14 protein-coding genes and 1 tRNA gene are annotated in these 18624 nt (G+C 65.5%); 9 read left to right on the plus strand and 6 right to left on the minus strand.

All coding sequences use genetic code 11. The features are described from left to right. The first annotated feature begins 48 nt into the window (after positions 1-48). From pstC to rnt, 6 genes are all read left to right on the plus strand, one after another. A complete protein-coding gene (gene pstC, locus QRM89_RS04750) occupies positions 49-1023 on the plus strand; it encodes a phosphate ABC transporter permease subunit PstC (RefSeq protein ID WP_011036711.1) in 975 nt (324 codons plus the stop codon). Continuing rightward, entirely contained in the window at positions 1023-1886 is an 864-nt protein-coding gene (gene pstA / locus QRM89_RS04755; protein WP_011036710.1) for a phosphate ABC transporter permease PstA, read from the plus strand. Before pstC ends, pstA begins: the two co-directional genes overlap by 1 nt. Before the next feature lie 22 nt (positions 1887-1908). Next, positions 1909-2739, plus strand: coding sequence for a phosphate ABC transporter ATP-binding protein PstB (gene pstB / locus QRM89_RS04760; RefSeq protein ID WP_011036709.1), 831 nt, complete (start codon positions 1909-1911; stop codon positions 2737-2739). Positions 2740-2859: 120 nt separating this feature from the next. Beyond that, positions 2860-3570: a phosphate signaling complex protein PhoU gene (phoU, locus tag QRM89_RS04765; RefSeq protein ID WP_042598798.1), complete on the plus strand. Its 711-nt coding sequence runs from the start codon at positions 2860-2862 to the stop codon at positions 3568-3570. A 135-nt stretch (positions 3571-3705) separates the two neighbouring features. Continuing rightward, positions 3706-4110 carry an RcnB family protein gene (locus tag QRM89_RS04770; RefSeq protein WP_285447406.1) on the plus strand — a complete coding sequence of 135 codons (405 nt, stop codon included), beginning with the start codon at positions 3706-3708 and terminating at the stop codon, positions 4108-4110. Positions 4111-4249: 139 nt separating this feature from the next. Continuing rightward, positions 4250-4900 (plus strand): ribonuclease T, encoded by a 651-nt coding sequence (rnt, locus tag QRM89_RS04775; protein WP_223647782.1) that lies wholly within the window; start codon positions 4250-4252, stop codon positions 4898-4900. Between the two features lie 183 nt (positions 4901-5083). Here the strand turns inward: rnt and QRM89_RS04780 are convergent, their stop codons facing one another. The 4 genes from QRM89_RS04780 to rnr all read right to left on the minus strand — a co-directional run bounded on the left by QRM89_RS04780 (position 5084) and on the right by rnr (position 12554). After that, on the minus strand, positions 5084-8116 hold the full coding sequence (locus QRM89_RS04780; protein ID WP_285447407.1) for a ligand-binding sensor domain-containing diguanylate cyclase: 3033 nt from the start codon (positions 8114-8116) through the stop codon (positions 5084-5086). Positions 8117-8362: 246 nt separating this feature from the next. Next, positions 8363-9112, minus strand: coding sequence for a 23S rRNA (guanosine(2251)-2'-O)-methyltransferase RlmB (rlmB, locus tag QRM89_RS04785; protein WP_011036704.1), 750 nt, complete (start codon positions 9110-9112; stop codon positions 8363-8365). Positions 9113-9428: 316 nt separating this feature from the next. Further along, complete coding sequence (locus QRM89_RS04790) at positions 9429-9902, minus strand: GFA family protein (protein ID WP_042598795.1); 474 nt, start codon at positions 9900-9902, stop codon at positions 9429-9431. A gap of 126 nt (positions 9903-10028) precedes the next feature. Beyond that, positions 10029-12554 (minus strand): ribonuclease R, encoded by a 2526-nt coding sequence (gene rnr / locus QRM89_RS04795; protein ID WP_285447408.1) that lies wholly within the window; start codon positions 12552-12554, stop codon positions 10029-10031. 121 nt (positions 12555-12675) lie between these two features. Between rnr and QRM89_RS04800 the strand changes: the two genes are divergently transcribed. Then, positions 12676-12762 (plus strand) — tRNA-Leu (locus QRM89_RS04800). Positions 12763-13313: 551 nt separating this feature from the next. On the opposite strand, the gene QRM89_RS04805 is transcribed toward QRM89_RS04800, so the two are convergent. Both QRM89_RS04805 and QRM89_RS04810 read right to left on the minus strand, forming a co-directional pair. Then, positions 13314-14837 (minus strand): platelet-activating factor acetylhydrolase IB subunit, encoded by a 1524-nt coding sequence (locus QRM89_RS04805; RefSeq protein ID WP_285447409.1) that lies wholly within the window; start codon positions 14835-14837, stop codon positions 13314-13316. A gap of 313 nt (positions 14838-15150) precedes the next feature. Beyond that, positions 15151-16269 (minus strand): acyl-CoA dehydrogenase family protein, encoded by a 1119-nt coding sequence (locus QRM89_RS04810; RefSeq protein ID WP_238150632.1) that lies wholly within the window; start codon positions 16267-16269, stop codon positions 15151-15153. 153 nt (positions 16270-16422) lie between these two features. On the opposite strand from QRM89_RS04810, the gene QRM89_RS04815 reads away from it, so the two are divergent. Further along, positions 16423-17418 carry a metalloregulator ArsR/SmtB family transcription factor gene (locus tag QRM89_RS04815; protein WP_285447410.1) on the plus strand — a complete coding sequence of 332 codons (996 nt, stop codon included), beginning with the start codon at positions 16423-16425 and terminating at the stop codon, positions 17416-17418. Beyond that, on the plus strand, positions 17415-18554 hold the full coding sequence (locus tag QRM89_RS04820) for a homocysteine S-methyltransferase family protein (protein ID WP_285447411.1): 1140 nt from the start codon (positions 17415-17417) through the stop codon (positions 18552-18554). Before QRM89_RS04815 ends, QRM89_RS04820 begins: the two co-directional genes overlap by 4 nt. Positions 18555-18624: the final 70 nt, after the last annotated feature.

Genomic DNA, 18624 nt, shown 5'->3' on the forward strand with positions numbered 1-18624 from the left:
CCTGCTATCTCACGCTCCCGCGATTGCGCGGGTGACGAGCCCAATCGAATGAATGCCACCGCCATTCCCGAAGCGATGACCGCACCGCGCGGCCGCGATCTGCGCGATGCGCGTGCCGATCGCCTGTTCAAACTGGCATTGGCGGCAACCGTCGTCTTCGTCCTGTTGGCCCTGGGCAGCGCTGCGCTGTCGATGTTGTGGGGCGGACGCCACGCGCTGCAGATGCAGGGCCTGAGCTTCTTCTATTCCGCCGACTGGAATCCGGTCGAGAACAAATACGGTGCGCTGGCACCGATCTACGGCACCTTGGTCACTGCGTTGATCGCGATGGTGATTGCAGTGCCGGTGAGTTTCGGCATCGCCTTCTTCCTCACCGAAGTGGCGCCGCGCTGGTTGCGCGGCCCGGTCGGCACGGCAATCGAGTTGCTCGCCGGCATTCCTTCGATCATCTACGGCATGTGGGGCCTGTTCGTGCTGGTGCCGGTGATGACCGAGCACGTGACGCCATGGCTCAACGACAACCTGGGCACGCTGCCGCTGATCGGCAAGTTGTTTCAGGGCCCGCCGCTGGGCATCGGCCTGCTGACCGCAGGCTTTGTGCTGGCGATCATGGTGATCCCGTTCATTTCCTCGGTGATGCGCGAAGTGTTCCTGACCGTGCCGACGCGCCTGAAGGAATCGGCGTACGCGCTGGGATCGACCAAGTGGGAAGTCAGCTGGGACATCGTGCTGCCCTACACGCGGTCTGCAGTGATTGGCGGCGTGTTCCTGGGCTTGGGCCGCGCACTGGGTGAAACCATGGCGGTGGCCTTCGTGGTCGGCAACACGGTGCGCCTGTCGCCGTCGCTGCTGGAACCCGGCACCACCATTGCGGCATTGATCGCCAACGATTTCGGTGAGGCAACCGAAACCTATCGCTCCGCGCTGCTGTTGCTGGGCTTCGTGTTGTTCATCGTGACCTTCATCGTGCTGGCCATTGCGCGCTTCATGCTGATGCAGCTCTCGCGTCGGGAGGGCAACTGATGTCGTCGGTCTCGCAACACCTCTACACGCGGCGCCGCATCACCAACGTGGTGGCGCTGCTGCTGTCCTGCGTCACGGCGTTGTTCGGGCTGTTCTTCCTCGGCTGGATCCTGTGGACGTTGCTGTCCAAGGGCGTGCCCGGCATCGACGTCAACCTGTTTACCAAGATGACCCCGCCGCCGATGCAGGAAGGCGGCTTGCTCAATGCCTTCTTCGGCAGCGCGGTGATGTGTGGCCTGGCAATCGCGATCGGCACGCCGCTGGGCGTGGCGGCCGGTACCTGGCTGGCCGAATACGGAAATGCGCGCAAGACCGGCGTGGTGGTGCGCTTCGTCAACGACATCCTGTTGTCGGCACCGTCCATTGTGCTGGGCCTGTTCGTGTACACGCTGTACGTGATGCAGACCGGCGGGCGCTTCTCCGCGTTTGCCGGTGCGCTGTCGCTGGCCTTCATCGTGCTGCCGGTGGTGGTGCGCACCACCGACGAAATGCTGCGCCTGGTGCCTTCGCAAATGCGCGAAGCAGCGCTGTCGCTGGGCATTCCGCATTGGAAGGTGACCGTGCAGGTGCTGTATCGCAGCGCGTCTGCCGGCATCGTCACCGGCGTGCTGCTGGCGCTGGCGCGCATCAGCGGCGAAACCGCACCACTGCTGTTCACCGCCTTCGGCAACCAGTACTGGAACAGCAACATCTTCCAGCCGATGGCCAGCGTGCCGGTGATCATGAACCAGTTTGCCGGCAGCCCGTATGAGTCGTGGCAGACCCTGGCCTGGTCAGGTGCACTGGTACTGACCGTGTTCGTCTTGTTGGTGAGCCTGGGCGCACGTGCGCTGCTGTTGCGTAACAAGATTTCCAATGACTGACCTTTCTTTCCGGACGCCCGACATGAACGATCTCCAAAACGCCAAGCCGATGCATCGCATCGCTGTTCCGGCCGCCAAGGGGGCGCCGACGGCGCAGGCGCCGGTGAAGGTGGCCGCACGCAATCTGGACTTCTATTACGACAAGTACCACGCGCTCAAGGGCATCAATATCGAAATCCCGGAAAAGCGCGTCACCGCGCTGATCGGGCCATCCGGTTGCGGCAAGTCCACGCTGCTGCGCATCTTCAACCGCATCTATGCGCTGTACCCGAAGCTGGAAGCGCGTGGCGAAGTGCTGCTGGATGGCGAAAATATCCTGTCGCCGAAATATCCGATGAACCGCCTGCGCAGCAAGGTCGGCATGGTGTTCCAGAAGCCGGTGCCGTTTCCGATGACCATCTTCGAGAACGTGGCCTACGGCATCCGTCACCACGAGAAACTGTCCAAGGCCGACATGCAGAACCGCGTCGAGCACGCGCTGCGCCAGGGCGCGCTGTGGGACGAGGTCAAGGACAAGCTTGGCCAAAGCGCACTGGGTCTGTCCGGTGGCCAGCAGCAGCGCCTGTGTATCGCGCGTGCGGTGGCGCTGCGGCCGGACGTGCTGCTGCTGGACGAACCGACCTCCGCGCTGGATCCGATTTCTACCAGCCGTATCGAGCAACTGGTGGAAGAACTCAAGCGCGATTACACCATCGTGATCGTGACCCACAACATGCAGCAGGCTGCGCGCGTCTCCGATTACACCGCCTTCATGTATCTGGGCGACCTGATCGAACACGATCGCACCGAAACCATTTTCTCGCAGCCGTCCAAGCAGCAGACCGAGGACTACATCACCGGCCGCTTCGGCTGATGTAGGCCTGCCGTATCACCGCATTGAAGCAGCTCCGCCACCCCGCCGCGTGCGACGCCACCTGCATGCGCGTGCCTGGGCAGGGACGGACATCCACCACTGCCACGAATCGAGAACACGATGAACCAGCACCTCAACGACCACATCGTCAAAAGCTACGACGAGGAGCAGCACCGTCTTGTCGCCGAAATCGTGCGCATGGGTGATACCGCAGTGGCGCAGCTGGAAGCGGCGCTGGATGTGGTGGAACGCCGTGATGACAATGCCGCGCACCGTATCGTGGTCAACGACGAAGCCATCGACGCGCTGGAACATGCAATCAGCCACGACGTGATGCGGCTGGCATTGCGCGGGCCGATGGCGCGCGACCTGCGCGAGATCCTGGCCGGCCTGCGGATTCCTGCGGATATCGAGCGCATCGGCGACTACGCCGCCAACGTGGCCAAGCGCTCGATCGCACTCAATTCCGCGCCGCCGCTGCCGCAGACGGTGGGCTTGCGCGCGCTCGGCCAGATGGCCGCGCAGGCCGTGCGCGAAGCCGTGCAGGCCTACCGCAACAAGGATGCCGATGCGGCGATCCGTGTGCGCGACGAAGATGCACGCCTGGATGCGCAGTACACCGCGCTGTTCCGCGAGCTGCTCACCTACATGATGGAAGACCCGCGCAACATTACCCCGTGCACGCATCTGCTGTTCATGGCCAAGAACCTGGAGCGGATCGGCGACCACGCCACCAACATCGCCGAGAACGTCTGGTTCCTGGTGCATGGCGAGCAGCCGCTGCCGCCGCGACTGAAGCGCGACGAGACCAGCACTACCGGTGTCATCTGAGGCCAGCGCCCGGCCCCAGCGGCGCTGGGGATGACCGGGAGATCGTCCGCAAAGCCTTATTTCATTACGTATTCATCTTAAGACGCCTAGGGTCAAATCACACAGGCAGTCCCTGTGACCTCAGGAGTCGCGCAGATGAAACGCATCATTGGTTCCTTCATGGCCCTGTCGCTGCTGGCATCCGGCGGCGCGTTTGCCGCACCTCAGCAGCACGACAAGCGCGGCCACGACGACGATCGCAACCGGTTTGCACAACGCCATGACGACCGTGGCCCTGACCGTCACGACGACCGCCGCGATGATCACCGCGACGACCACCGCAATGCGCGCGCCAACGACCACCGCAACGATCGCCACGGCCCGCCCTACCGCCGCGGCGAACGGCTGGCACCGGACCATCGCGGCCACCGCGTGGCCGACTACCGCAAGCATCATCTGAACACGCCGCCGCGTGGCCACGAGTGGCGCCGTGTGGACAACACCTACGTGTTGATCGCGGTTGCGACCGGCCTGATTGCCAGCGTGGTCGCCGGCCGCTGATACCTGCGCTCCGCAGCTGACGTCACCAGGCCCGATCCGTGCACGCACGGGTCGGGCACTTTCGTGTCTGGCCGTCTTTCTCATGCGCATACACGGCGGCCATGCGACCGATCGGGCCGGCCATGCGACCTGCTAGGCTATGCCGATGAACGAACCGGTCGACCTGCACCCCTCCCCCTCCCTGCTGCCCATGTCGCGGCGTTTTCGCGGCTATCTGCCGGTGGTGGTGGACGTGGAAACCGGCGGGTTCGACTGGAACAAGCACGCTTTGCTGGAAATCGCCTGCGTGCCGATCGAGATGGACGCGCAGGGGCATTTCTTCCCGGGCGAAACCGCCAGTGCGCATCTGGTGCCGGCGCCGGGGCTGGAGATCGACCCGAAGTCGCTGGAGATCACCGGCATCGTGCTCGACCATCCGTTCCGTTTCGCCAAGCAGGAAAAGGACGCGCTCGACCATGTGTTCGCGCCGGTGCGCGCAGCGGTCAAGAAGTACGGCTGCCAGCGCGCGATCCTGGTGGGCCATAACGCGCATTTCGATCTGAATTTCCTCAACGCCGCGGTTGCACGCGTTGGCCACAAGCGCAACCCCTTCCATCCGTTCAGCGTGTTCGACACGGTGACCCTGGCCGGCGTGGCATACGGCCAGACCGTGCTGGCGCGCGCCGCCCAGGCCGCCGGCCTGGACTGGAACAGCGCCGATGCGCACAGCGCGGTGTACGACACCGAACAGACCGCGCGCCTGTTCTGCAAGATTGCCAACGCGTGGCCGGGCCCGGCTAGCGCGGGGTGAGTGGGTGGGGATTTGGCAGTCGGGATTAGGGATTCGCAAAAGCGGCGTTCCCGGCTTCTGAGACAACGTCGGTGGCAGCAGTGCTGCATGCACGCGATCAATCATTGCGCCGTTTGTGGTAACCAGCACAGCGCCAGACAGCGCGCTCTTGCGAATCCCAAATCCCCAATCCCCACTCACGTCCTAACCAATACAGATCCGGTCGCGCCCGGCGCTCTTGGCTTCGTACAGCGCATGGTCGGCGCGTTGCATCAGCGATGAACCCGACTCTTCCTCGCCCAGTTCGGCCAGCCCCGCACTGAAGGTCACCTGCAGGCCTTCCACGCCGCCCCAGTCGTGCCGTGCATGAAACTGCGCGCGGATGCGCAGGCATAGGGCGTGCGCCTGCTCAAGCGTGGTGTCGCTTAGCAGTAGTGCGAATTCCTCACCGCCCAGGCGCGCGGGCAGGTCCGAGGCACGCGCCGCCGCCGTGAGCAGTACGCCCACGTCATGCAGCACCGCATCGCCGCTGGCATGCGAATACTGGTCGTTGATGCGTTTGAAATGGTCGATGTCCAGAATCGCCAGCACCAGCGGCCGCCCGCTACGGCGGGCACGACTTAGATCACGTGCCAGCGCCTCGTCGAAATGCCGCCGGTTCGGCAAACCAGTCAACGCATCTTCGTGGGCCTGGCGTTCGAACGCATCGGACTTGATGCGCAAACGCGTCAGCAACTCGCTCTTTTCCTGGTTGGCCTGCAACAGCCGTTGCGCCTGCCGTTGCAGGTCTTCGGTGCGCTTGCGCACCAGTTCGGCCAGCCGCGCGTTGTGGGTCTTGTAGCGCCGCAACAGAAAGCGATACAGCAACGCCAGCAGCAGCAGCGCGCCCAGCACGCCGGCCAGCCGCACGTCCTGGCGTTGCCACCACAGCGGCAGCACCTCGAACGCCCAGACCGCCTCGTGCGGACTCCAGGCACCACCCGGGTGGCGCGCGGCCACGCGCAAGCTGTAACGCCCCGGCGGCAGGCCGATGAATTCCACGCTGCGCTGCCGGCCACGCTCGATCCAGGTGTTGTCCAGACCATCCAGGCGCGTGCGGTACTCGATGCGTTCGGGCAGCAGGAAACTCATGCCGACATAGGACACCGTCAGCCGCTGCCCGCCCGGCAGCTTGGTCTGCTGCCGCCATGGCACCGGCCGGCCGCCTTGCTGCACGTTTTCGATCAACGGCGGCGGCGCGGGCCGTTCGCGGAAGCGCTGCAGGCGTGCCGGGTCCACGGTGCTCACGCCACCGGCCGTCACCACCCACACGCTGCCATCGGCACGTTCGATCATGCTCGGGCCAGAGCTGCCATTGGCCTGCGCGTTGCCCATGCCATCGATCTCACTGTAGCGTTCGATGCCGAGCCGGCCGCGCCCCTCGGCCACTGCATTGAGTGTATTGAGTTCAGTTCGCAGCACGCCGCGGTTGCTGCTGATCCAGGCATTGCCCAGGCGGTCGGCGACCAGCTGGAACACCGTATCCACCGGCATGCCCTGCTCGAGCCCCACGCGCGCCAGCGCGCTATGACGTGCCCGGTACAGCCCACGATCGGTGGAGATCCAGACATCTTCGCCAATGCGCTGGAAACCAAACACGCTGCGCGCACCGCCCAGCCGCTCCAGTGGCAATTGCTGCAGCACACCGTCACGGACCACGGCCGCGCCATCGACCGAACCGACCCACAGCGCACCATCGATGCTGGCCAGCGCAGTCACCACACCATCGGGCAGGCCGTTGATGGCCAGCGGCGCACGCCGCCCATCGACCAGATGCACCACCCCACGCTGGGTCGCCAGCCAGACGGTGTCGGCATCGTCGATCACGATTGCGCGAATGTGCCCGTTGGGAATGCCGTCGGCCTCACCGAAGTGGCGCAGCACACGCCCGTTGCGCAGCACGAACACGCCATCGGCGTAGGTGCCCACCCACAGGTCGCCGCGCCGATCCAGCGCCAGGCTGAGCACCGACAGCCGCCGCCCGGACGGCGTGGCCACCGGCACAGGCACGATGCGGCCGTCGGGCAGCAGGCGGTCCAGGCCTGCGGTGGTGGCCACCCACAGGCTGCCGTCGCGGTCTTCCAGCAGCGCGCGCGCGTAGTCGCCACTGAGCCCGTCGCGCTGGCTGTAGCTGCTGAACAAGGTTTCGCGCAGGCGGAACAGGCCACCGTTGGCGCCCACCCAGATGCTGCCTTCGGCATCCTCGCGCAGGCTGACGATGCGCCCGGTGGGCAGCGCACGGCCAGCCTCCAGATGCTCCACGCCGTGGCTGCCAATGCGCAGCAGGCCCTGGCTCTCGCTGCCCAGCCACAGGTCGCCATGGCGATCCTGCAGCATCGCAGTGAAGTGGCCCTGCCCCGGCACCTGGTGCACCAGCTGCGCACGTTCGCCCTGCAGGCGATACAACTGCTCGCCGGCCACCACCCACACGGTGCCGTCCGGTGCCCGATACGGCCAGGCCAGACCCGGCGGCAGGCCGAACGCTGCGGGTGCGCGATGCATGCGGCCATCCGGCTCGCGGTAGATCAGCCCATCCAAGGTGCCGATCAGCAGCCGTCCCCGGCCGTCGAACACCATCCGCGGGAAGCTGCTTTGCAACGGCACGCCTGCCTGCGGCGGGAAATAGTCGAAGCGCCCATCCGGCCACAGGCAGCCCAGGCCATGGCCTTCGAACAGCAGCCACATCCGGCCATCGGCATCCATGGTCATGCCGTGGATCAGCGCCTGTGGCCAATCGGCACGGCGCGGCCACTGCCGCCAGTGACCATCGGCACCGTGGCGCACCAGATTGCCGCGTGCATCACTCAGCCACAGGGCGTCGTCGTGATCCACGTACAGCGCGCCGACGCCGTTGTCGGGCAAGCCGGGCCGCGTGCTGCGATCGATGACGGTGAATTCCAGGCCGTTGTAGCGGACCAGGCCCTCCCAGGTGGCGAACCACAGGTAGCCATCCGCGGTCTGGGCGATGTCGCGCAGCGAGTTATGCGGCAGTCCGTTGCGCGAACTCCAGCTGTCGATGGCGTAGTCGCGCAGGCGTGCGCTCATGCCCGGGGCCGCGTGTGCTGCAAGCGAGCACATCCACAACAGCGCGCACGCGCAGGCCGCGAGCCAGCATTGCCACTGCCCCCACCCTCGTGTCGACGCCGTTGCGCCATCCCCACTATCGCCCGCGCTGCGAGCGCCCACCCCAAGCTTCATTACCCACACGACACGCCGTTCGCTGCGGATATGGTAGGCAAAAACGCGCGCCAGTGCCGCTGCCGCGATGCCAGGGCCTGGTGTAATGGGCTTGCCGGTGCATGGACAAGGCCAGCGCACCGCGCGATGCGCTGCAATTGCGCAGGAGTACGGAGTTGCCGGCAGCCACCGATGGGCGCTGCGCGCTTATAAACTCGCTGCGGCAGTGCCCGGCCCGCGCACTGCGGCGCCGGCGCACCGCATGACTCAGGCGCCCAGACGCTGGCGCACGGCCTCGAACAAGGTCACGCCGGTGGCCACCGAGACATTGAGGCTTTCGATGTCACCGGGCATCGGGATCTTGACCAGGCCATCGCAATGCTCGCGGGTGAGCCGACGCAAGCCATCGCCCTCGCCGCCCAGAACCAGGCCGACATTGCCGCGCAGGTCCACGCTGTACAGCGAAGCCTCTGCTTCGCCCGCCAGGCCATACAACCATACGCCCTGCTTCTGCAGATCGCGCAGGCAGCGCGCCAGGTTGGTCACCGCCACCACCGGGATGCGGTCGGCCGCGCCGGCCGAGGTCTTGCGCACGGTGGCGTTGACCGTGGCGGACTTGTCCTTGGGAATCACCACCGCGGTGACGCCGGCAGCAGCGGCGCTGCGCAGGCAGGCCCCCAGGTTGTGCGGGTCCTGCACGCCGTCCAGGATCAGCACCAGCGCGCGCCCTTGCGCAGCCTCCACCAGGCCTTCCAGTTCGTTCTCGGCCCAGAGTCGCGCCGCAGCGTAGCGCGCAGCCACGCCCTGATGGCGCACCTGCCCGCCCACGCCGTCCAGCGCCTGGGTGTTGACGCGGCGCACGTCGATGCCCTTGCGGCGCGCCTGTTCTTCGATCTCGGTCAGGCGCGGGTTCTTGCTACCGGCCTCGATCAGGACCTCGCGCACGTTGTCGGCGTCGTTCTCGACGGACGAGGCGACAGCATTGACGCCGACGATCCACTGGTTCTGCTTGCTCATTGCGCGGGCATACGAAGAAATGAGGGGGAATGGTAGGGCCTGCGGCCTGCTACGTCACGGCCGGGGCATGGATCGCCTGATAAAGCAGGTAGAGGCATTGCAACACTGCTGCTGGCACCTGCGGGAGTCATGCGTCGCTGGCCGCCGCGCGCGCGCCGCAACGGCAACCGTGCGCCGGACTGTTTTCGCGCGACGTGAACCGCTGTGGACAAGCGCTTGAACGCTTGTCGCGCCGACGTCGGCAACAAACCGCAGTGCACCGACATCAGCCTGATTGACCACAGCGAGGAACTGCAAGGCAGGGTCTCCTCGCTGCTTACACCGGCCACCGCTCGGTGTCGTGATCCGGATGCTGATGCGATACGAGCGCGGCCTGGAATGCCAATGCCGCCGCGTCATCCTCGCTCGGGCGTGTCGGCAGCTGCGTCAGGGTATCGACGAACGGCACCTTGCGCTCCAGCCCGTACTGAATATGTGGGGGCAACCGCTCTGGCGTATCGAATGCACCAGCGGCAATCGCCACGCCATCGGGTGCTTCATAGGTCAACGGCGTGCCGCACTCGGCGCAAAAACCGCGCTGCACCAGCGTCGACGACGCGAAGCGCTTGGGCTCACCGCGGGTCCAGCGGAACGCGGCGCCACGCACCGACACCAGCGGCGCGTAATACGCCCCAAACGCTTTCTGACACATGCGGCAGTGACAGATGGATGCGTGGTCCAGCACGCCGCGCACATGAAAGCGCACGGCGCCGCATTGGCAGCCGCCGCTGTACTCGGAAGATGCGCTCATCGTTTGCCTCGCAGATCGGCGTATTAGGCAAGCCACCGCGTCATCACGGCGCGGTGGCACTCACTCCGCACTGTCCGGCTCAGCAGTGCGGGCCGCCATGCCGGCCACCCGCACTACCGCGCAGCATCAATACGGCTTTTTCTTGCGCTTGGCCGGCTTCTCACGCGGCGGCAGCGGTGCTTCTGCAGGCGCACCATCTTCGGCCAGACGGAAGTCGATCTTGCGTTCTTCCATGCTCGCCTTGAGCACCAACACGCGCACCGGGTCGCCCAGACGGAATTCGCGACCGCGACGTTCGCCGGTCATCGTCTTGCGGATCGGATCGAACTGGTAATAGTCCTGGGGCAGCTGGGTGACGTGCACCAGGCCGTTGACCTTGGACTGGGTCAATTCCACGAACAAGCCGAAGCTGGTCACGCCGCTGATCACGCCGTCGAACTGGCCGCCGACATGCTTTTCCATCCAGGCGGCGCGATAACGTTCGTCCACTTCGCGCTCGGCCTCATCGGCACGGCGACCACGCTCGGAACACTGCAGCGACAACGCGGCCATCTGACGCGGGGTGTAGATGTATTTTTCCGGGCTGGCGCCGGTCAGCGCGTGCTTGATCGCACGGTGCACCAGCAGATCCGGATAACGGCGGATCGGCGAGGTGAAGTGCGCGTACGCCTCCAGTGCCAGACCGAAGTGCCCGTTGTTCTCCGGCGAGTACACCGCCAGGCTCTGGCTGCGCAGCAGCACCGATTCCAGCAGTGCGGCATCCGGACGCGCACGCACCTTCTTCAGCAACTTGGTGTAGTCACCTGGGCGCACCTTGCTCCATGCCGGCAGGCTCAGCTGGAATTCCTTGAGGAACTCCAGCAGGTCTTCGTACTTGCTCTCCGGCGGCCGCTCATGCACGCGGTACGGCGCAGGCACATGCATGCTCAACAAATAACGCGCTGCCTCGACGTTGGCGGCGATCATGCATTCCTCGATCAGCTTGTGCGCGTCGTTGCGTACCAGCATGCCGGCCTGGGTGACTTCGCCGGTGTTATCGAGGACGAAGCGCACTTCGGAGGTTTCGAATTCGATCGCGCCGCGATGCGTGCGCGCCTTCGACAACACGTTGTAAAGCTGATGCAGACGCTGCACCTGCGGCAACAACGGGCCGATAAACGCCTTGGTATCGGCATCGTCTTCGCCAACCGCCTTCCAGACCTGGTTGTAGGTCAGGCGCGCGTGCGAATTCATCACCGCTTCGTAGAAACGCGAGCCGGTCACTTCGCCATCGCGTCCGACCTGCATGTCGCAGACGAAACACATGCGGTCGACCTTGGGCATCAGCGAACAGATGCCGTTGGACAAGGTCTCCGGCAGCATCGGCACCACGAACCCGGGGAAATACACCGAGGTGGCGCGCTTTTGCGCTTCGTCGTCCAGCGGCGTGCCGGGACGCACATAGTTGGACACGTCGGCGATCGCCACCACCAGACGGAAACCGTCCGCATTGGGCTCGCAATACACCGCGTCGTCGAAATCCTTGGCGTCTTCGCCATCGATGGTGACCAGCGGCATCTGCCGCAGATCCACGCGCCCGCCGATCATCTGCGGCTCGACCACCAACGGCACCGCCGCGGCTTCGTCGAGCACTTCCTGCGGGAATTCATGCGGCAGCTCGTGGCCATGGATGGCCATTTCCACCACCAGCGACGGCGTCAGCTTGTCGCCAAGCACCGCGATGATCTTGCCGATCGCCGGGCGGCGCGCGTCCGGCGGTGCGATCAGCTCGCACACCACCAGCTGGCCTTCGCGGGCCTCGCCGATGCCGTCCGGGGCGATCTGCACATTGCGCTGCACGCGCTTGTCGTCGGGGTCGACGTAGGCCACACCGTGCTCGTAGAAGAAGCGCCCGATCATGCGCGACATGCGCCGTTCCAGCACCCGCGCAATGGCGCCTTCGCGGCGACCACGGCGGTCGATGCCGGTGACGTTGGCCAGTGCGCGATCACCGTGCATCACCTTGCGCATTTCGAACGGCGGCAGGAACAGGTCGTCGCCACCTTCGTCCGGCTTGAGGAACCCGAAGCCTTCTGGATTGGCGATCACCACGCCGGCAATCAGGCTGGTCTGCTGCACCGGTGCATAGCCGCCACGGCGGTTCTGCACCAGCTGCGCTTCGCGCACCATCGCGGCCAGGCGCTTGCCCAGCGCATCGATGCGATCGCTCAAGCCCAGCTGTTCGGCGATTTCTTCAGCGGTCTGCGGGCCGTCGCACTCTTCCAGCAATTGCAGGATGGCTTCGCGGCTGGCAATCGGCTCGGCGTAGCGCAGCGCTTCGCGGTCGGCGTGCGGGTCCTTGAATCCGGCGTCCGCAACAGCCTGGACGGCGTCTTTCTGGAATCGTTCCGGCGGCGGCGCAGGCGGGCCACTCTTGCGAGGATGCGGTGCGCGGGGCGCAGCAGGCTCGACGGGAGGTGCCGGCTGGTCGGACGAAGCCTTTGCCGCAGCGCGCTTGTTGGCGGATTTGGTGGACGCACCTGCCGCAGCGCGGACAAGGAAGTCCGGCATCCAGCCCGGCAGTTTCTGTTGCTCGGCGGTGCTGGACTCGCCCGGGCTGGCGGATTTACGGCGGCTGGGCCGGTCGGAATCGGGGGTATTTTTCTTTGTCATTACCCTAATGGTACCCCTTGCGGTCCTGACGTGGGCGGCAATGCCAGCCAGGCCCTTGGCAATTGCTCCACATCACCCGTTGACAAGCCCGCCAGGAGTCTGCAAAATTCGCGGCTCACCTGCCCAGGTGGCGGAATTGGTAGACGCACTAGCTTCAGGTGCTAGCGGGGGCAACTTCGTGGAGGTTCGAGTCCTCTTCTGGGCACCAGTTTAAAAAGACCTCCGAGCGATCGGGGGTCTTCTGGTTTCTGGGGTTGGGTTTTTCGGGTAGGTGCTGCGACGTGGGCACTGCACGCTGCGCGAGATCGGTGATGTAGGCCTTGCGCCGGAAGGGCGCGGCTGTGCTCGGCTTGCGGCGAAAGCGCCTAACCCGGCCTGTTTGTTCCTGCTCGATGCGTTGGCGCTTGCGCCCTCGATACAGGCAGCCTCAGCCTGCCTGTTGACTGCATGACCATGCAGTTCAACGGACTCTGACAAGCACGGCAACTGCGTGGTTTCTGCCCTGCCCCACGGCTTGCTTGCTCCCAGCCTTTCCGAACGAACTCATGTGTGCGCCGCGCGCGTAGAAGTGCTGCTCAATCGCAAGGGTCGAGCATCAGGGCGATAGACGTCATGCGATTGGCGTCGACGAAACCGGACGCGCCGCGCGCCAGCTGCGACGCAACAGCAACTCGACCTAAGCAACTCGACCCACCTCATCGCAACCGCATCGCAGCGACGATCACAGGCGCAGGCGACGCCGCCCCTGAACACCGCAGCTCAAGGCGCGGCAGTAATGCCTGCCGCGCGCAGGGCCTGTGCCCAGATCTGATAGCCGGCCTCGCTGGGGTGGGTACCGTCGGGCATCAGCGCCTCGGGCAAGGCACCGTCGGGTTGCAGCATTTGCGGCCCGATATCCACCAGCCGCACCGCCGGGCCACCGGCAAAGCGTGCAGCAAGCAGGCGGTTGGTTTCGGCGATCGGCGCTCGCTGCGGGCTGTCGGGGCGATGGCCGCGGGGCATGATCGCCATCAGGATCAACTTGCTGTTGGGCAGGCGCTGGCGCACTTCGGCAACTACGGCTTCTACCCCCTGCGCGGTCTCGGCGGGCGTGCTGGCACGCGATTGCGCGGTGCCGGTGAGATTGTTGGTGCCGATATGCAGCACCACCCAACGCGGATCCAGCCCATCGAGTTCGCCCTGGCGAATGCGCCACAGCACGTTCTGGGTGCGGTCCCAGCCAAAGCCCAGATTCAACACCGGCCGCTTGCCATACAGCCAGGCCCAGGACGCAGGCCCGCTGACGCGCGTGGCCTGCGGCGGGCCGGCCCAGAAATGCGTGATCGAATCACCAATCATTACCACCTCCGGCTTGAGGCTGCGCGCGGTGGCCAGTGCGGCGTGGTGACGCGCATACCAGTCGTAGGAGTCCTGTTCCAGCCAATCGACCGGGATCAGCGAGGTTGCCACGTCGCGGCCGAGCTCGGCGACCGGCTTGACCGGCGACTCGCCCAGCAGCTTCGCCAGGGTCGGCTCGATGGCCTCCGCCAGCATGCGCTGGCCCTGCGTGTCCGGATGCAGGGCACCGGCCGGCGGGCGGAAGCGGGTGTCGTAGAACAGCTCGGTGCGCAGCGCGCCGTCGCGCAGGAAGATCGATCCCACATCCAGGCAGGTCACGCGCGGATTGTCGCCATAACGCACCGCCAGGGCCTGGTTGACCTGCGCGTCGCGGCGCGACTTTTCGGCCGAGACCGCACTTGGCAGCACACCCAGCAACAGGATATGCGTGCGCGGCAGCTTCTGTTCGATCGCCGCGACCACCGCATCGATGCCCAGCTGGGTCTGCTCTGCGGTGTGCTGCAGGTGCCCGGTGTTGTTGGTGCCGATCAACACCACGGCCACCTTGGGATGCAGGCCATCCACTTCACCGTTGGCCAGGCGCCACAGCACGTGCTCGGTGCCGTCGCCGCTGAAGCCTAAGTTGAGCGCACCACGGCTGCCGTAAAAAGTCTGCCAGGTGGGCTGGAAATTCTCGTCGGGCGCCTGGGCCTTGTCGTAGTTCTGGGTGATCGAATCGCCGATCAGCAGCAGCGGCGTGTCGGCGTGTTGCTTCGCCTGCTCCAGCACCTGCGCATGCCGCTGCGCCCACCAGGGCTCCTGCAGCCGGTCGGTCGGCACGATCGACGGTGGCGGCGTCTGTGCAGTGGCCGCGGTGCAGACTAGCAATAGCCCACAGCACACCAGCGCGGGCGCAATGGCAGACAGCGAAAGGCGGGAAACCACCGCGTGCAAAGACCGGAACATGCGCGCACCAGAGACAGGAGATCCGGCGATTGTGGTCTGCGCGCGCGGCGTACGACAAGCCGTGAATGCGGCGAGGCTGCGGTTCGGTGCTGCTGTGGTGGTGGCTCGGTACCTGATGTCGTGCAGGCTGAGCAGCCTAGACATCGTAGGAGCACGCTTGCGCGCGATGAAGCGTTCCCGGTAACGCTTCATCGCGCGCAAGCGCGCTCCTTACGAGGAGCCTGATCGCGATCTGATACACCACGATTCCAGCAAAACTATTACGCGCCTGATGTTGATAGGCCTCTCCCGGTGACGCTAACGGAACGCCATCTCAGCGCAGCCCGGTTTCGCCGCGCGCGATCACCAGGCGTTGAATCTCCGAGGTGCCTTCGTAGATCTCGGTGATCTTGGCATCGCGGAAGTAGCGCTCCAGCGGCATTTCCTTGGAATAGCCCATGCCGCCGTGGATTTGCACCGCCTGATGGGTGATCCACATCGCCGCTTCGGAGGCGGTGAGCTTGGCCACCGCCGCTTCGGTGCCGAACTTCTGCCCCTGCCCCTTGAGCCAGGCCGCGCGCAAGGTGAGCAGCAAGGCTGCGTCGAGCTTGCACTTCATGTCGGCGATCTTGGCCTGGGTCATCTGGAAGGTGCCGATCGCCGCGCCAAACGCCTTGCGCTCCTTCACATACGCCAGCGTGGCCTCATAGGCCGCACGCGCAATGCCCACCGCCTGCGAAGCAATGCCGATCCGGCCGGCATCGAGCACACTCATCGCGGTCTTGAAGCCCTCGCCTTCCGCGCCCAGCACCTCCTCCGGCTGCGCCACGTAATCGGCGAACTCGATCTCGCAGGTGGCCGAGGCGCGGATGCCGAGCTTGGGCTCGGTCTTACCGCGATGGAAGCCGGCACGCGCGGTATCGACCATGAAGGCAGTGATGCCGCGCGAGCCCTTGTCCGGCTCGGTCACCGCGAACAACACGATGTACTTGGCCACCGGGCCAGAGGTGATCCAGCTCTTCTTGCCGTTGATGACGAAGCTGCCATCGCCCTGCTTGATCGCACGGCAACGCATGGCCGAGGCATCCGAACCGGACTGCGGCTCGGTCAGCGCAAATGCGCCGATGTGCGTGCCTTCGGCGATTGCGCGCACGTACAGCTGCTTCTGCGCCTCGGTGCCGTTCTTCAGGATGCCCGTGCAGAACAGCGAATTGTTGACCGACATGATGGTGGAATGCGCGCCATCGGCGGCGGCGATCTCGATCATCGCCAGCGCATAGCTGATCGGGTCCATGCCGGCGCCGCCGTACTCGGCCGGCACCTCGATGCCCATCAGGCCGTTCTCGCCCAGCAGCTGGATGTTCTCCAGCGGGAACTCGCCGCTGCGGTCGAACTGCTCGGCGCTGGGGGCGATCTTTTCCTGCGCGATCCGACGGGCCACGTCCTGGATCATCAGTTGTTCTTCGGTAAAGCTGAAATCCACGTTCGACCCCTCCCGGGTATTGGCTGAGCGGCCATTGTAGCCACAACCATTCGCATGCGTATGTAGTTGACCCCACACCCCGCCCGGCCGAAAATATCTCCATATCGCGATATAGAGATATTCATGGATCTGGAAGACTGGTCGGCCCGCCTGAAAGTGTTTGCCGACGCCACCCGGGTACGCCTGCTGGCCTTGCTGGAACAGGAAGAACTCACCGTGGCCGAGCTGTCGGCCATCACCCGCCTCGCCCAGCCGCGCGTGTCCACCCATCTGGCCAAGCTCAAGGAGGCCGGCCTGGTGCGCGACCGCCGCGCCGGCGTGTCGGCGTACTACCGGTTTGACGAAGTGTCGCTGGACCCGGCCCAGCGTGCGCTGTGGCTGGCGCTGAGCACCGGCAGCGACGACCCGCTGCTGCGCCAGGATGCCGAGCGCGTGGCCGCCGTGCTCGCCAACCGCGCCGCCGACCAGAACTGGGCCGATTCGGTGGCCGGCGACATGGAGCGCCACTACTCGCCCGGGCGCACCTGGGAAGCGCTGGCACGCACCGCGCTGCCGCTATTGGAAACCGGCGACGTGCTCGATATCGCCTCCGGCGACGGCGTACTCGCCGAGCTGGTGGCGCCGCACGCCACCCGTTACATCTGCATCGACACCAGCGCACGCGTGGTCGCTGCGGCCAGCGAGCGCCTGCGCAAGCTGCGCAACGTGGAAGTGCGCGAAGGCGACATGCATGCACTGCCCTTCCCCGATGCCAGCTTCGACCTGGTGGTGCTGATGCATGCCCTCACCTATGCGGCCAAGCCTGCGCAGGCGGTGGCCGAGTCGGCGCGCGTACTGCGCCCCGGCGGCCGGCTGTTGCTGTGCAGCCTGGCCAAGCACGAGCACCGCGCAGCGGTGCAGGCCTACGGCCACGTCAACCTGGGCTTTGCAGCCAAGGAGCTGCGCAAGTTCGTCGAGAAAGCCGGCCTGGACGTGTCCAACCTGGAGTCGGTGACGCGCGAGAAACGCCCACCGCATTTCGAAGTGATCTCCTTGATTGCGATGAAGCCGGGAATTGGGAATCGGGAGTCGGGATTGGTTGAAGACGAGAGCAACGCGTCGCGGAGGGCCAACGCATGACACACCTGCCAATCCCCAATGCCGAATCCCCCACTCCGTTTTCGCTGCCATGGCTGCACCCGGAGCGCGCGGCCAAGCTCACCGCGGCGCTACGCGAGCGCATCCTCATCATCGACGGTGCGATGGGCACCATGATCCAGCGCCACGATCTGCAGGAATCCGATTACCGCGGCACGCGGTTTGCCGAGGGGTACGACAGCGCACAGGGGCACGTGCACGGCGCCGGCTGCGATCACGCGCCGCAAGGGCATGACCTGAAGGGCAACAACGATCTGCTGCTGCTGTCCAGCCCGGAGATCATCGCCGGCATTCATCGCGCCTACCTGGATGCCGGTGCGGATCTGCTGGAAACCAATACCTTCAACGCCACCTCGGTCAGTCAGGCCGACTATCACCTCGAACATCTGGTGTACGAGTTGAACAAGGCCGGTGCCCAGGTCGCACGCGCCTGTTGCGATGCCGTCGAAGCGCTGACACCGCAGAAGCCGCGGTTTGTGATCGGCGTGCTCGGCCCCACCAGCCGCACCGCCTCGATCAGCCCGGACGTCAACGACCCCGGCTACCGCAATACCAGCTTCGATGCGCTGCGCGAAACCTATCGCGAAGCCATCGACGGCCTGATCGATGGCGGCGCCGATACCTTGATGGTGGAAACCATCTTCGACACGCTCAACGCCAAGGCTGCGCTGTATGCGATTGAAGAAGTCTTCGAAGCGCGTGGCGGCCGCCTGCCGGTGATGATCTCCGGCACCATCACCGATGCCTCCGGGCGCACGCTGTCCGGGCAGACCGCCGAAGCGTTCTACGCCTCGGTCGCACACGGCAAGCCGTTGTCGGTGGGCCTGAACTGCGCGCTGGGCGCCAAGGAGTTGCGCCCGCACGTGGAGACGCTCTCGCAGATCGCCGATGCCTACGTCAGCGCGCATCCCAACGCCGGGCTGCCCAATGCGTTCGGCGAATACGACGAGACGCCGGAAGAAATGGCCGAAACGCTGCGCGAGTTCGCTAAATCTGGCCTGCTCAACCTGGTGGGCGGTTGCTGCGGCACCACGCCGGACCATATCCGTGCGATTGCCGAGGCCGTGGCCGACCTGCCGCCGCGCCAGCTGCCCAACGCGCTGGAGCAAGCCGCATGACTACGGACTGCGCGCGCCGTCTTCGTTGCCGGCCTGACACGCACGCGTGCTCTGGCCGACCCGTCACCTT

Origin of the sequence: Xanthomonas sp. LMC-A-07, from assembly GCF_030208825.1 — a bacterium.
GTDB classification, from domain to species: Bacteria; Pseudomonadota; Gammaproteobacteria; order Xanthomonadales; family Xanthomonadaceae; genus Xanthomonas; species Xanthomonas campestris.

What these genes read in the sequence shown, in the direction of transcription:
- pstB (WP_011036709.1), top strand. Translation starts at nt 1,909, where the DNA reads ATGAACGATCTCCAAAACGCCAAGCCGATGCATCGCATCGCTGTTCCG.
- rnt (WP_223647782.1), top strand. Translation starts at nt 4,250, where the DNA reads ATGCCGATGAACGAACCGGTCGACCTGCACCCCTCCCCCTCCCTGCTG.
- phoU (WP_042598798.1), top strand. Translation starts at nt 2,860, where the DNA reads ATGAACCAGCACCTCAACGACCACATCGTCAAAAGCTACGACGAGGAG.
- QRM89_RS04820 (WP_285447411.1), top strand. Translation starts at nt 17,415, where the DNA reads ATGACACACCTGCCAATCCCCAATGCCGAATCCCCCACTCCGTTTTCG.
- QRM89_RS04810 (WP_238150632.1), bottom strand. Translation starts at nt 16,269, where the DNA reads ATGATCCAGGACGTGGCCCGTCGGATCGCGCAGGAAAAGATCGCCCCC.
- QRM89_RS04805 (WP_285447409.1), bottom strand. Translation starts at nt 14,837, where the DNA reads ATGTTCCGGTCTTTGCACGCGGTGGTTTCCCGCCTTTCGCTGTCTGCC.
- QRM89_RS04790 (WP_042598795.1), bottom strand. Translation starts at nt 9,902, where the DNA reads ATGAGCGCATCTTCCGAGTACAGCGGCGGCTGCCAATGCGGCGCCGTG.
- pstA (WP_011036710.1), top strand. Translation starts at nt 1,023, where the DNA reads ATGTCGTCGGTCTCGCAACACCTCTACACGCGGCGCCGCATCACCAAC.
- pstC (WP_011036711.1), top strand. Translation starts at nt 49, where the DNA reads ATGAATGCCACCGCCATTCCCGAAGCGATGACCGCACCGCGCGGCCGC.
- rnr (WP_285447408.1), bottom strand. Translation starts at nt 12,554, where the DNA reads ATGACAAAGAAAAATACCCCCGATTCCGACCGGCCCAGCCGCCGTAAA.
- rlmB (WP_011036704.1), bottom strand. Translation starts at nt 9,112, where the DNA reads ATGAGCAAGCAGAACCAGTGGATCGTCGGCGTCAATGCTGTCGCCTCG.
- QRM89_RS04780 (WP_285447407.1), bottom strand. Translation starts at nt 8,116, where the DNA reads ATGAAGCTTGGGGTGGGCGCTCGCAGCGCGGGCGATAGTGGGGATGGC.
- QRM89_RS04770 (WP_285447406.1), top strand. Translation starts at nt 3,706, where the DNA reads ATGAAACGCATCATTGGTTCCTTCATGGCCCTGTCGCTGCTGGCATCC.
- QRM89_RS04815 (WP_285447410.1), top strand. Translation starts at nt 16,423, where the DNA reads ATGGATCTGGAAGACTGGTCGGCCCGCCTGAAAGTGTTTGCCGACGCC.